The organism is Shimia sp. SK013 (genome assembly GCF_001292625.1).
Taxonomy (GTDB): domain Bacteria; phylum Pseudomonadota; class Alphaproteobacteria; order Rhodobacterales; family Rhodobacteraceae; genus Shimia.
This window is the reverse complement of record NZ_LAJH01000028.1, coordinates 75,892-90,158: the sequence shown is the minus strand read 5'-3', so window position 1 is coordinate 90,158 and position 14,267 is coordinate 75,892. Positions and strand designations below refer to the sequence as shown.

The following is a 14,267-nucleotide window of genomic DNA, read 5'->3' as shown; positions in this document are numbered from 1 at the left end:
CCTCGCCCGTTTCGCGGGCTTCCTATCCCGGCCTCTTTTGGGGCCGGGTTTTCTTTTCGATGGCAGTGAAAACCGCACCTACGCGTTACAGACGCAATACCGACGCATTGCAGACAGCGGTTTTTGCCTTAACGCGGGCTGCGTTTTGCCAAAATGCGCTGCAGCGTCCGGCGGTGCATGTTCAACCGCCGCGCAGTCTCCGACACGTTGCGATCACACAGTTCATAAACCCGCTGGATGTGCTCCCAACGCACGCGATCCGCGCTCATCGGGTTTTCTGGCGGAGGCGGCAATTCATCATCCGAGCTCAGCAGCGCATGCATGATATCCGTCGCATCTGCAGGTTTGCTCAGGTAATCCGTCGCGCCGATCTTGACCGCAGCCACGGCTGTCGCGATGGCCCCATATCCAGTCAGCACCACCACTCGGCTGCCTTCACGTTTCTCCCGAAGAACTTCAACAACATCAAGCCCGTTGCCGTCCTCCAGTCGAAGATCAACCACCGCATAGGCTGGTGGCCTTGCAGTCGCAATCGCCTTGCCAGCAGCAACGGAACCGGCTGTTTCGACTTCAAAACCCCGTTTTTCCATGGCCTTAGCCAGCCGTCTCAGAAACGGCTCGTCATCATCAACGAGAAGTAGTGTTTTGTCCGGCCCGATCTCCGGCAGCTCTTTGTCCGCCATTTTGCCTCTTCCCTTCAGTATTTATCCAGTATTAGCCGGACAGACAAAAAGGGTCAAACACAGCGACTGCTACATATTATCAACAAAACAGCCAACGCGTTTGGCCATATCCTCTGGCGTTGTGTCTCGGCGGAAGTATTCCACGAACCCATACCCCGGCAGGGTAAGATAGCTGAAGGTCGAATGATCCACGAGGTAGAACTCCTCGTCGCCATCCTCAGGCAGCTGTTTTTTGTAATACGTGCGATAGGCTTGGCTTGCTGCCTTGACCTGCTCTGCCGACCCGGTCAGACCAATCATACGAGGATGCAGGTATCCCGTGTATTCCTTGATCACGTCCGGCGTATCACGCACCGGATCAATGCTGATAAAGGCGCCGTTGACGATTTTCCCTGCTTCTTCAAGAAGATCCATCGCCTCAGCATTTCGGGTTGCGTCTAGCGGGCAGATATCTGGGCAGTAGGTATAGCCGAAATAAATCAACGTCGGCTCAGTGAGCACGTCCGCATCCGTAACGGTGTTGCCATCCCCATCCACAAGGGTGAATGGCCCACCAATTGCACCTGCCCCACCTGCGACCTGACTTTGACGACATTGCGCGAACTGATCGTCATCGGAATTTGTTTGTGACACGAACCACATCCCGCCCAAAGCAAGGATCACCACAAATACAGCCACCGCTGCTAATGTACGCATCATAAAACCATTCCTAATGCCAAGTTGATTGATGAGTGTCAGAGACCTAACAATTGTAAACGCGAACTCAAGGGAAAAACACGCCAAATGACCGATTTCTCGACCGAGCTTCTGTCCAGTGACCGACGCGGCAATTGGATCCGCTTGCGCACGATCATACTGGTACGTTGGATCGCCATCGTTGGACAGGTGTCGGCCCTTCTGGTAGCGCAATTCGGGTTTGGCCTCGAAATCGAGTACGGCCTTTGTTACCTGGCTGTCGGCGTGTCCGTCATCGGCAACCTTGTCGCGCTTTTTGTGTTTCCGGAAAACAAGCTGCTCAGCGAAACCGAAAACATGTTCATGATCCTGTTTGACATCCTGCAACTCGGTTTTTTGCTGTTCTTAACCGGAGGCCTGAACAATCCTTTCTCTTTCCTAGTCGTTGGTCCTGTTACCGTCTCCGCTTTGGTTCTTTCTGTGCGATCCACGTTGATCGTCGCGACGCTTGCCATTGCGATGGTCACATTGCTTTTGAATTTTCATCTGCCTTTGCGCATGCAGGAGTTCTTCATCCTGCGCATTCCTGATGTATTTCTATATGGAAACTGGGGCGCCATCGTCATCGCCATCCTGTTTTCATCGCTTTATTCACGTCGCGTAGTAACCGAGATGTCTTCGATGGCGGATGCTTTGGCCGCCACCCAAATGGCTTTGGCCCGCGAACAAAAACTCACCGATCTGGGGGGTGTTGTGGCTGCTGCCGCTCATGAGCTTGGCACTCCGCTGGCCACGATCAAATTGACCAGCTCCGAGCTGATGGAGGAACTGGACGACAACCCGGAGCTGCGCGACGACGCCGCCTTGATCCGCGAACAGGCTGATCGCTGTCGTGATATTTTGCGCTCAATGGGACGGGCAGGGAAGGACGACCTGCACTTGCGCCGCGCGCCGTTTTCCGCCGTGATCGAGGAAGCCGCAGAGCCCCATTTGGACCGAGGTAAGGCCATCTTTTTCGAGCACCTAGGCTTGGTCGATGGCCCGGAAATCCCAAGACCCGCAGAGATCGTGCACGGATTGCGCAACCTGATTCAAAACGCGGTTGATTTTGCACGCACCACCGTCTGGATCGAAACCGAATGGGACGAAGAACGGTTGTTTGTTCGAATTATGGATGACGGCAAAGGCTTTCCACCGCACCTCATTGGCCGCATTGGCGACCCTTTTATACGCCGCCGACGCTCAGAAAAAGAACGGTCGCAGCGCCCCGGGTACGAAGGCATGGGCTTGGGCCTTTTCATTGCCAAAACTTTGCTCGAACGTACCGGTGCCGAACTGAGTTTCGCAAACGGCACAAACGAGGAAATGGGCCACAAGGAAGATGGTTTGGGCGCCATCGTTGAGGTGGTTTGGCTCCGCTCAAAATTCGATGCCAACGCATCCAGCGGCTCCCTTGGGCAGAACCCGCGTGTCGAAGCATAGTCTGTGACCGGTTCCGCACCGTTAACGTGCTGTTAACCAACCTCACGCAAAGCTTAACCGGCGCTCCAATGTTGGGGATTTGCTTTGTTTGATTCGAGTATATATTTTTTTTCTGTTATTTTGGGAGCCTGCGGTCTGGTTGCTGCTGTGGCTGCGGCAACATATTACGCACGCAAGCATCGGCACGGCAAAGCCGAAATTTCAGGCGACGAAGCCATTTTTATTTACAGAAATGGGGTCATGGTTGAGGCGAATGCCGCCGGACTAAGGCTGTTGGCAGGCCAAGGCAAAAGCGAAAACAGTTGGCGCGCCCTGCGTCGACTATTGGCGGAACGCTTCCCGGACTTCCCTGCAAATCAAGGCACCGTGCAAGATCAGGAAACCACCGTTCTCGCACCCCTAAATGCCCAAGACACAAGTGTTATCACCATCGACCAATGGCAGGACGTCGCACGTGTTTCCATCCTTAGCCAAAAAATTTCTGACATAGACGGCCCACCCATAGAAACCGAGATCTCCTTGCGGGCGCCTTATCCGATTTGGATCTGCGACAACACTGGTGCAATCACCTGGTGTAATTTCGCATATCACAATTTTGCTTTGTCCCTGGGGCACGTTCGTGCGCAAAAACCACCTCACCTTTTTGACATCCCGGCCCAAAAACCTGGACCTCTCCCGTGGCGTGTCGGTATCGATCAACAATCCGAGGCTTTGACCTATTGGTTCGATGTCACTGCGGTTTCGTTGAAACATGGCACCGTGTTTTTTGCCGTCGACGCAAATACCATCGTTAGCGCCGAAATGACCCAACGCAGCATCGTCCAAACGCTCTCGCAAACCTTTGCACAATTGCCGACCGGCTTGGCGATATTCGATCGAAACAGACGGTTGGTCTTGTTCAACCCATCATTGACAGCCCTTACCGACTTGCCTGCTTCCGTATTGTCGGACCACCCCACAATCACCGCTTTTTTTGACGCCCTGCGAGAAAGTCGAATTGCACCGGAACCTCAAAGTTCTAAACCCTGGCAAGAGCACGTCGCGGACATCATACGATCTGCGGAACAGGGGGGGTATTGCGAAACATGGGAATTGCCATCTGGGAAAACTTACCGGGTTACCGGACGCCCGCAACCGGACGGCGCAATCGCGATCCTGTTTGATGACATCTCGGCGGAAATGTCCCTGACACGGCGTTTCAGGTCGGACATCGACATCGCACACGCCGCTCTGGATGCACTCGACGACCCGGTTGCGCTGTTTTCTCAATCCGGAGAACACCTGCTATGCAACCATGCTTATCGCAGTTTCTGGAAGGCGGATCCGGACACCAGCTTTGCGCCCTACACAATCCATGACGCGACAACCCTTTGGGCATCAGAGGTCTGTGACACGCCAGCTTGGCAGGATTTCAGAAGCGCAGTTTTATCAAAGGGCACACGTCAAATCTGGACCGGCACACTGGCGCTGCGGACATTTGGCTTAGTCGATGTCGCTCTCACGCCGATCGCCGGCGGCGCAACTCTGGTGAGGTTCCGCCGGTCAGCCACGCGTGACGTCACCCAGCCCGCTTGAGGCTTGCAGGCACAGGCAGGGCAGGTAGTGTGGCGCCATGTCGCCAATTCTTCTCTCCTCTGCCGATGAAACCGCCGCGCTCGCGGTTCAGCTTGGTGCAAAGCTGCAAGTCGGCGACGTGCTCTTGCTGGAAGGTGATATTGGCGCCGGAAAAACCCACTTTGCCCGCAGCCTGATTCAATCCCTTCTAAAAATTCCAGAAGACGTGCCGTCGCCGACGTTCACACTTGTACAAATGTACGAAATAGAACACTCAGAGCTCTGGCACACCGATCTGTATCGTCTGACGTCACCGGACGAGATTGTCGAACTTGGGCTGATAGACGCTTTTGAAGACGCCATTTGCCTCGTTGAGTGGCCTGACAGACTTGCGGAGTTACGACCCGACACCGCGTTGACCCTAAACTTCGCTCTCGGCGAAACACCGGGCTCCCGCATCCTGACACCAACCTATACCACACCACGTTGGGAATCCGTTTTGGGTGCTTTGTCTTATGAGTGAACGCGCTGACCTTCTTGGCCAGTTTTTGGCAAAAACCGAGTGGCGAAACGCAACCCGCGCAATGGTGGCTGGCGATGCCTCCAACCGCCGATACGACAGGCTCGCAAAGCCCGACGGCGCGACCGCAATTCTGATGGACGCACCTCCTGACAAGGGCGAAGATGTGCGTCCTTTCTGTACTCTGGCGCGCTATCTCAGGGGTATCGGCCTTTCTGCTCCAGAGATCTACGACGTCGATCAGGTCAACGGTTTCCTGATCCTCGAGGATCTTGGAGATGCCATTTTTGCGCGCATCATCAGCGATGACCCGACCCGCGAAATACCTCTTTATGAAAGTGCGACAGATGTTTTGGTGCACATTCATACGCATCAAGCGCCCGAGCTGGATGCGTTTGATAACGCACTCATGGTCGATATGACGGACATCGCCTTCAGCTGGTACGCCATGGCCGGAACCGCCGATTGGCAAAGCCCTTTTGCAGAGTTCAAATCACACTTCTCCGCCCTTTTGCCCCTTCACGTCGCGCCGCCAACCGTGTTCATGCACCGGGATTATCACGCCGAAAACCTGCTCTGGTTGCCACAGAGAAACGGCGTCGCGCGTGTCGGCGTGCTGGATTTTCAGGACGCAAAGCGCGCGCACCCAGCTTATGATCTTGTGTCACTGCTGCAAGACGCACGCCGCGATGTACCGCCGGAGATCGAAACCGCGATGATCGCGCGATATTGCGCGTCAACCGGCGCGGATGCCGTCGATTTTGACGCCGCATATCACGTTCTCGGGGCCCAGCGGAATTTGCGTATCCTGGGCGTGTTTGCTCGCCTCTGTCTTCATTTCGGCAAGCCACATTATGTGGACCTTATTCTGCGTGTGTACCGACTGCTCTTGCGTGACCTCGACCATCCGGCGCTGGCACCGGTTTCCAAACTTTTGCGCCAAGTCTTGCCAGAACCCACCCCAAGTTTCCTTAGGTCGATGAAAAATAGATGCGCGACAATCCAAACGCTGTAATGCTCTTTGCTGCCGGTTTTGGCACCCGAATGGGCGCGTTAACGCAGTCCACGCCCAAACCTTTGATTCCGGTCGAGGGGCGGGCGTTGATCGACCGTACACTGGACCATGTGTATGCCATCAGCCCTGACAGGATTGTCGCCAACACACACTACCATCACGATCAGATGGCCGCGCATTTTGACGGATCGGATGTGTGTCTCTCTCATGAATCGCCCGACATTCTCGAAACCGGCGGAGGCCTGCGCGCCGCGCTTCCACTTTTGGGGCGCGGGCCTGTCTTCACGTCAAACACTGACGCGATCTGGCGGGGACCGAACCCGTTCAAGATTGCCCTAAGCGCCTGGCGGCCGGCCGAAATGGACGCGCTGTTGGTTTGCGTTCCACAAAAGAGTGCGCTGGGACATAAAGGGCAGGGGGACTTCACGTTGGCACCCGACGGACGCATCACGCGCGGCCCCGGCGTGATCTATGGAGGAGTACAGATCTTGAAAACCGACGGCTTGCAAAACATCCAAGAAGACGCGTTCTCCCTAAACCTCCTATGGAACCAGATGCTTGCCAAGGGACGTCTGTTCGGGGTCCCCTATCCAGGGCAATGGTGCGATGTCGGGTCCCCCGACGGCATCACGTCCGCAGAACAAATGCTGAGCGCCTCAGATGTTTAATTTCGACGAACCCCCTCGCGTCTTTGGCGTCCCTCCGGGCGCGGATTTCCCCAAGGTTTTGGTCAATGGAATATGCCACCGCATGGCGGATCGTCCACCCGAGGATATGGCCCGCGTCGAGGTGATTGTGAACACAACCCGCATGGCGCGACGGGTGTCGAAGTTGTTTGATGACGGGCCTGCAATGCTTTTGCCGCGCATTCGCCTGCTCGGCGATTTCTCCCGTGATGCGGCGGCGGATTTGCCTCCCGCCGTATCACCTTTGCGACAGCGTTTTGAGCTGATCCAACTGATCACACGCCTACTTGAACAACAGCCAGACCTTGCAGCCCGCGCCTCAATTTACGACCTCGCCGACAGCCTTGCCGGTTTGTTTGACGAAATGGCCGGCGAAGGTGTGGACGTAGACGCAATCCAATCCCTTGATGTCTCGGATCAGTCGGGCCACTGGGCCCGCGCGCAACATTTCTTTGCAATCGCGCGCCATTTTCTTGACGACGTGGAGGCGGCACCGGGGCAGGAAGCCCGCCAACGTCTTACGATTGAGCGGCTCGCCAAAAAATGGGCCGATGTCCCGCCACAGCATCCGGTCATTCTCGCAGGGTCCACCGGGTCTCGCGGCACGATGATGCTGCTGATGCAGGCCGTAGCAAAACTACCGCAAGGCGCTATTGTTTTGCCGGGCTTTGACACCGACATGCCAGCCAACGTTTGGCAGAAAATGTCGGACGCGTTGGAGGCGGAAGATCACCCACAATTCCGCTTTCGAAAATTGATGGACGCACTGTCAATCACCCCGCCGCAAATCACGCCATGGCACCCTTGCTCCGCACCAAACCCCTCGCGCAACCAACTTGTGTCGCTGGCAATGCGCCCCGCACCAGTTACCGATCAATGGCTAACCGAAGGCCCAAAACTCGGAGATCTGCAAACGGCCACACGCGAAATTACCTTGATCGAGGCAACCACTCAGCGCGAAGAAGCGCTCGCCATCGCGGCGCGGATGCGAAAATCGGCGGAAGACGGGCAAATCTGCGCCTTAATTAGCCCTGACCGGATGTTGACCCGCCAAGTGAGCGCCGCATTGGATCGCTGGCGCATTGTGCCCGATGACAGCGCGGGTCAGCCGTTGCAATTGTCGCCGCCCGGGCGGTTTTTGCGCCACGTTTCGACCCTGTTTCAGCGGGAATTGACCTCCGAAGCCCTTCTGACCCTCCTCAAGCACCCGCTGACACACAGCGACAAAGATCGCGGCAAACATCTGTTGTGGACCCGTGAGTTGGAGCTTTGGATACGCCGTCAGGCGCTGACGTATCCTGATCCGGAAACCCTGAGGACCTGCGCACTTTCCAGAGACTCCGTTGACAAAAACTGGATCGAATGGGTCATATCGACTTTTTGCGCCAAGGAACTGCCGGGTACTTTAAACCTGTCAGAGCGTCTCGCCGCACACATCACGTTGAGCGAGGAAATTGCGGCCGGCCAAACAGACGGATCCGGCGGGTTGTGGCTCGAGGGGGCGGGCCGCAAGGCAGCACAGGTTATTGAAGACTTGCGAACACACGCACATGTCGCGGGCCCAATCACGGCCGCCGATTACAGCGATTTATTTGGCGCGGTTCTGGCCCGAGAAGAAGTGCGCGACAGAGACGAGGGTCATCCCCATATTCTGATCTGGGGTACGCTCGAGGCCCGCGTTCAAGGTGCTGATTTGGTAATTCTTGGCGGATTGAACGAAGGCAGTTGGCCTGAGGCTCCAAGTCCTGATCCATGGCTAAATCGCAAAATGCGCCACGACGCTGGTTTGCTTTTGCCGGAACGTCGCATCGGACTTTCAGCGCATGATTTCCAACAGGCTGTCTGCGCACCCGAGGTCTGGATCACGCGCGCCATCCGCTCAGACGAAGCCGAAACCGTGCCCTCGCGATGGGTCAATCGGTTACTCAATCTGTTGGGAGGCCTTCCAGACCAAAACGGGCCAGAGGCACTTGCAGATATGCGAAATAGAGGGCGTGTTTGGATCAAACACATCCATACCCTTGAAACATTCGCGGAAACACCACCAGCGCCCCGTCCATCGCCAACACCGCCTCCCGCGGCGCGGCCACGGCGGCTTTCGGTCACAGAAATCAAACGTCTGATCCGCGATCCGTATGCAGTCTACGCCAAGCACGTGTTGCGCCTGCGACCCCTTGACCCGCTGATGCGCTCACCTGACGCTTTGTTGCGCGGCATCATCGTTCACGAAATTCTGGAACAGCTGATCAAGGAAAGCGTGGCTGAGAACCAGCTCGTCACACGGGCACGCCTGATGGCTATATCAGAGACTGTTCTTGCCCAAAACGTGCCCTGGCCCACCGCGCGCGCGCTTTGGAAGGCAAGGCTAGATCGAATTGCGGACCACATAGTCACCGAGGAGGCCAAACGCCGCCAGCGTGCCACACCCATTGAATTCGAAGTCGGTGCCCGCGCCGACCTTGATGACCTCGACTTTACCCTGACGGGCACTGCCGACCGGCTTGACCGCACCCCCGAAGGCGATCTGATCCTTTATGATTACAAGACCGGGGCCCCGCCCAGCGCGGATGAGCAAACCTACTTCGACAAGCAGCTGCTGCTCGAGGCGGCAATGGCCGAGCGCGGCGCGTTCAAAGATATCGATCCAGCCGTCGTGGCGGATGCAATCTATATCGGTCTCGGCCCTAAACCCAAGGATCAGCCCGCGCCGCTTGGCGAAACACCAACCGAGACCGTCTGGGAAGAATTTACCCGCCTGATTGGGGCCTACCTCACCGATGGCAAAGGCTTCACAGCGCGGCGCGCGATGCGTTCGGACATGGACGAAAGCGACTACGATCAGTTGGCGCGCTTTGGCGAATGGGACGCGACCGATGATCCAGAACCAGAGGCGTTGACATGACCCAAGTAAACGACGCCACCCGTCAACAGATTATCGCAGCCAGGCCAGACGCCAGCACCTGGTTATCGGCCAACGCAGGCTCCGGAAAAACCCGCGTACTAACAGACCGCGTGGCGCGACTGTTGCTCCAAGGGGTCATGCCTCAGCATATTTTGTGCCTGACCTACACCAAAGCCGCCGCCAGCGAGATGCAAAACCGTCTGTTTGACCGCCTTGGCAGTTGGGCAATGAAAAGCGACGCCGCGCTGACCGATGAACTCGCTGAACTTGGCGCCAGCACGCAGGCCGGGCCAAAAGACCTCTCCGAGGCGCGCACTCTGTTTGCCCGCGCCATTGAAACACCTGGTGGGCTGAAAATTCAGACGATCCACTCATTTTGCGCGTCCCTTCTGCGCCGCTTTCCGCTTGAAGCGGGCGTCTCGCCTTTGTTCACCGAAATGGAAACCCGCGCCGCCGCGCTGCTGCGTGAGGAGATTGTCGAAGACATGGCGCGCGGGAATCAGGCCCCGCTCATAGAAGCCCTCGCCTTTCACTTCACCGGACAGGATCTCGAGGACCTAACTGGTGAAATCACCCGAAAAGCTGATCTGTTCCGGACTCCAAAATCGTACGGCGAACTGTGTGAAATATTTGAACTCCCCACCAACTTTGACGCTTCGTCGGTTCTCAGCTCTGTGTTTCTTGGCGGAGAAGAGGAACTGATCAACAGTCTTATCTCTTTGCTACGCACCGGCAGCAGCACGGACATCAAAGCCGCCGACAAACTTCAAACCATCACCACCTATGACCCAGCAGCCATTGCCACGATGGAAGGTGTGTTTCTCACAGGTGCAAGCGCCAAGGAGCCGTTTTCCGCCAAGTTAGGGTCTTTTCCGACCAAGAAACTGCAGGCGGCCAATCCGGATCTGATCGAAAAACTTCAACCTTTGATGTTGCGCGTCGAAGCGGCGCGGGAAAACCGGATAGCTCTGGCTGCTGTTGAACGAAGCGCTGCTCTTCACGGGTTTGCTCACGCCTTTGTCCAGCATTACGAGCACCAAAAGCAACAGCGTGGATGGCTTGATTTTGATGACTTGATCCTGCGCGCCCGCTCACTTTTGAATGAGCCTGCGGTGGCCGAATGGGTGCTGTATCGGCTGGACGGTGGTATCGACCACATTCTGGTGGATGAGGCTCAAGATACCAGTCCCGCGCAATGGCAAGTGATCGAACGACTTGCTCAGGAATTCACCTCAGGGACTGGCGCGCGGTCCGACATCACCCGTACGATTTTTGTCGTGGGAGATAAAAAGCAGTCGATTTACAGCTTTCAGGGCGCAGACCCGGCCGAATTTGACCGAATGCGCGGCGAATTTTCGGACAGGCTGGAACCTTCCGGTCATGCTCTGCAAAATTTGAGTCTGGAATACTCGTTCCGGTCTTCTCCTGCGATCCTGAACCTTGTGGATGTAACCTTCCAGAACCGTGAATACGCGGGATTCCCGGACGGAAACCGCCACATCGCTTTTCACGATCAAATGCCGGGACGGGTTGACCTTTGGCCAGTGGTCGACCCGACTCCCAAACCGGAAAAAGACGATTGGTTTGATCCCGTTGACCGACGGGCGGACACGCACCACACTGTCATTCTGGCCCAGCGCCTCGCCCGTGAGATCAGGCGCATGATCGACACCGGCGCTACCATTGCCGCCACCAAAGGCACAAATGACATCTTTACGCAGCGACCGGTGCGCGAAGGCGACTTTCTCGTTCTGGTACAGCGTCGCTCAGACCTGTTTCACGAAATCATCCGGGCCTGCAAAACCGAAGGGTTGGCGATTGCAGGCGCTGACCGATTAAAGGTTGGCGCGGAAATGGCCGTACGCGATCTGGGCGCTTTGCTGAGCTTTCTTGCAACGCCCGAGGACGACCTGTCACTGGCAACAATCCTGCGCTCACCACTTTTTGGCTGGTCTGAACAGGCGCTGTTTGATCTTGCCCACCGCCGCATTCCCAAACAACACCTGTGGGAGGCCCTGCGCAAACGCCGTGATGAATTTCCTGACACACTGGCTATTCTGGACGATCTCCGCAAACAGGCGGATTTCTTACGACCCTATGACCTGATCGAACGTGTACTGACACGCCACGAAGGGCGGCGCAAATTGCTGTCACGTTTGGGAGGTGAAGCCGAGGACGGTATCAATGCGCTCTTGTCCCAAGCATTGGCCTACGAAAAATCATCCGTGCCCAGCCTCACCGGTTTTCTGCAATGGATGGAAACCGATGATCTGGAGATCAAGAGGCAAATGGACAGCGCCTCGAACCGCATACGCGTGATGACGGTGCATGGGTCCAAAGGGCTCGAAGCGCCAATTGTGATCATGCCGGACACCGGCCGCAGGATCACCCGAACCGATACACCGATTGTCAACGTAGACGACATTGCGTTGTGGAACGTGTCCAAGGATGTGTCCCCAAGCCGCTTGAACGCTGCACGCGACCAAATGGCGGAGAAGCTCGAGGCGGAGCGGTTGCGCTTGCTCTATGTGGCCATGACTCGTGCCGAAAAATGGTTGATTGTGGCCGCCGCTGGCGAATTGGGGAAGGATGGCAAAAGCTGGTATGACACTGTCGATGCCGCCATGCAGAAATCCGGAGCAGTGCCAAATCCAATGCCGGGCGGCGAGGGATTGCGGATCGATCATGGAGATTGGTCCGGGCCGGTAACGCATCCAAAGACGGATACAGAAACCACTGAGACCCATTTGCCAGACATCCTGACCACCGACGCGCCAGCCCCCCGCCCAACCAAGATCGCGCTGTCACCTTCCAACCTCGGCGGCGCGAAAGCCCTGCCCGGAGACGCAGGGCTTGACGAAGAGGCCGCCCTACGGCGCGGCTCTCAAATCCACCTGCTTCTGGAGCACTTTCCAGATCACGACCCTGAAAAGTGGTCCGGCGTGGCCAAAACACTTCTGCAGAACGATCTGGCACCAAGTGGACCGGCTGACTTTGAAAGTCTGCTTACAGAGGCCAAGGGCGTTTTGCGTGCCGCTGACCTGTCCTGGTTGTTTGACGGGCAAACTCTCGCAGAAGTTCCGCTCACCGCAACATTAGGCCAGCATCGCTTGCATGGCATCATCGACAGATTGGTTGTCACATCCGACAGCGTCCTGGCAGTGGATTTTAAAACCAACGCCACGGTGCCGGTAGCGCCCTCGCATGCCCCCGAAGGTTTGTTGCGGCAGATGGGTGCTTATGCCCACGGCCTCGCTCAGATCTATCCAAACCACCGAATTGAAACCGGAATTCTGTGGACCCGCTCCGCGACCTACATGCCCCTACCACACGATCTTGTGACAAAAGCACTCGCAACCACAGGATACCTTGACGCCGCAGGTCCGCAAACCTAGTTTCACTCAAACGAAAAGCTTCCCACTTTCAGGAGATATCCAATGGCAACCGTCGCTGTCACCGACGCCACCTTCGATGAAGAAGTCAAAAATTCCGACGTCCCTGTGGTCGTCGATTTCTGGGCCGAATGGTGCGGCCCTTGTAAACAAATCGGCCCCGCTCTCGAAGAGCTGTCCGCCGAATACGACGGCAAGGTGAAGATCGCCAAGGTCGACGTCGACAGCAACCCGGGCGCAGCAGCTGCCTTGGGTGTGCGCGGCATCCCGGCGCTGTTCATCTTCAAAGACGGCAACGTTGTGTCCAACAAAAGCGGTGCAGCCCCTAAGGCAGCACTGCAAAGCTGGATCGACGACTCGATCTGATCTTTGTAAGATTGACTACCCAAAGGCGTCCCGTTCGGGGCGCCTTTTTTTCTTGCCTAAACCGGCCAATCCAACGCCAAAAGCCTTGCGCGAATGCGTTCTTCGGCCTCAGGCCGACCCGCATTGATCGACATCTTCTGCAGGAACCACCAGACATATAGCGCGTACTCCGGCGCAGCGGCGCGGGCAGCGTAAAAAGCTTCGGCAACACCCAACAAACTCACATTTGCGGCAATGTGGTGGAAATCAATCAGCCCGAACAACACGCACGGCTTGCCAAAGAAAAAGCCGGAGAACGCCACGCTGGAATTCTGCGTCACCACATAATCGCACCGCGACAAAAGCGCCTCCATGTCCCCCATGCGCAATTCAAGCTGGCTGTATTCCGCTTCCAAACGCTCCAAAACCGCAAACTCTTCTTCGGTGTAGCTCTCCTTGGGATGCAACGCAGCGATCACTTTGCGGTTCGGTTCTTGCGCCAATGTATGACCGATCATCTCAACCGGGCTGCAATGCTGAAACGATCTTTTTTCCAGCAATTTCCCCTGCAAAGGCACATAGACAAACCCGTCATGTCCAAGGTTTTGAAGCGGCGAATCATACAGTCGCTTCTGCCAGAACCGATAAAATCGAACCGCCTCGTCTGGATCGATCCCATCTGTGTCAAACCGCGCGTTGGCCACATCCCAGTTCCAACGTTCATGCGTGCGCTCAATCTGCCAGAACGGATAAAAATAGTTGCGCCGGACAGTCACCGATTTGCGCGTGAACGGACGCTCCATATGAAACAGAGAGTACCCCGAACGACGTGAATCGGCCATATTGGGCGGCTCGAAAACCACCTCGAAATCCGCATCACGCAACACGTGGGCCACTTTGTTCAGAAAATTGTGCTCCCCTGCCTCGGCACTTTGTCGAAGCCCCTCGGGCAGATAGAAACGGGCTTTCTGTGCGCTGGTCATAAAAGCGACGCTAAGCGCTCGCCGGCGCAC

11 protein-coding genes are annotated in these 14,267 nt (G+C 56.4%); 8 read left to right on the top strand and 3 right to left on the bottom strand.

The window, feature by feature from the left end; all coding sequences use genetic code 11:
• Positions 1 to 128 precede the first annotated feature (128 nt).
• A complete protein-coding gene (locus SHIM_RS18825; RefSeq protein WP_054004239.1) occupies positions 129 to 683 on the bottom strand; it encodes an ActR/PrrA/RegA family redox response regulator transcription factor in 555 nt (184 codons plus the stop codon).
• A 69-nt stretch (positions 684 to 752) separates the two neighbouring features.
• Positions 753 to 1,382, bottom strand: coding sequence for an SCO family protein (locus SHIM_RS18820; RefSeq protein WP_054004238.1), 630 nt, complete (start codon positions 1,380 to 1,382; stop codon positions 753 to 755).
• An 84-nt stretch (positions 1,383 to 1,466) separates the two neighbouring features.
• On the opposite strand from SHIM_RS18820, the gene regB reads away from it, so the two are divergent.
• From regB to trxA, 8 genes are all read left to right on the top strand, one after another.
• Complete coding sequence (regB, locus tag SHIM_RS18815; protein WP_054004237.1) at positions 1,467 to 2,840, top strand: sensor histidine kinase RegB; 1,374 nt, start codon at positions 1,467 to 1,469, stop codon at positions 2,838 to 2,840.
• Between the two features lie 147 nt (positions 2,841 to 2,987).
• Positions 2,988 to 4,415 carry a PAS-domain containing protein gene (locus SHIM_RS18810; protein WP_152926612.1) on the top strand — a complete coding sequence of 476 codons (1,428 nt, stop codon included), beginning with the start codon at positions 2,988 to 2,990 and terminating at the stop codon, positions 4,413 to 4,415.
• A gap of 37 nt (positions 4,416 to 4,452) precedes the next feature.
• Positions 4,453 to 4,917 (top strand): tRNA (adenosine(37)-N6)-threonylcarbamoyltransferase complex ATPase subunit type 1 TsaE, encoded by a 465-nt coding sequence (tsaE, locus tag SHIM_RS18805; RefSeq protein ID WP_054004235.1) that lies wholly within the window; start codon positions 4,453 to 4,455, stop codon positions 4,915 to 4,917.
• The gene (locus SHIM_RS18800; protein WP_054004234.1) at positions 4,910 to 5,929 is read left to right on the top strand and encodes an aminoglycoside phosphotransferase family protein; all 1,020 of its coding nucleotides are present in this window, start codon (positions 4,910 to 4,912) and stop codon (positions 5,927 to 5,929) included. The genes tsaE and SHIM_RS18800 overlap by 8 nt, the downstream gene beginning before the upstream one ends.
• Positions 5,905 to 6,597 carry a nucleotidyltransferase family protein gene (locus tag SHIM_RS18795; protein WP_054004233.1) on the top strand — a complete coding sequence of 231 codons (693 nt, stop codon included), beginning with the start codon at positions 5,905 to 5,907 and terminating at the stop codon, positions 6,595 to 6,597. The genes SHIM_RS18800 and SHIM_RS18795 overlap by 25 nt, the downstream gene beginning before the upstream one ends.
• Positions 6,590 to 9,517 (top strand): double-strand break repair protein AddB, encoded by a 2,928-nt coding sequence (gene addB, locus SHIM_RS18790; protein WP_054004232.1) that lies wholly within the window; start codon positions 6,590 to 6,592, stop codon positions 9,515 to 9,517. Before SHIM_RS18795 ends, addB begins: the two co-directional genes overlap by 8 nt.
• On the top strand, positions 9,514 to 12,912 hold the full coding sequence (gene addA, locus SHIM_RS18785; protein WP_054004231.1) for a double-strand break repair helicase AddA: 3,399 nt from the start codon (positions 9,514 to 9,516) through the stop codon (positions 12,910 to 12,912). Before addB ends, addA begins: the two co-directional genes overlap by 4 nt.
• A 42-nt stretch (positions 12,913 to 12,954) precedes the next feature.
• Positions 12,955 to 13,275: a thioredoxin gene (trxA, locus tag SHIM_RS18780; protein ID WP_054004230.1), complete on the top strand. Its 321-nt coding sequence runs from the start codon at positions 12,955 to 12,957 to the stop codon at positions 13,273 to 13,275.
• A gap of 56 nt (positions 13,276 to 13,331) precedes the next feature.
• On the opposite strand, the gene SHIM_RS18775 is transcribed toward trxA, so the two are convergent.
• Complete coding sequence (locus SHIM_RS18775; RefSeq protein ID WP_054004229.1) at positions 13,332 to 14,237, bottom strand: hypothetical protein; 906 nt, start codon at positions 14,235 to 14,237, stop codon at positions 13,332 to 13,334.
• Between the last annotated feature and the right edge of the window lie 30 nt (positions 14,238 to 14,267).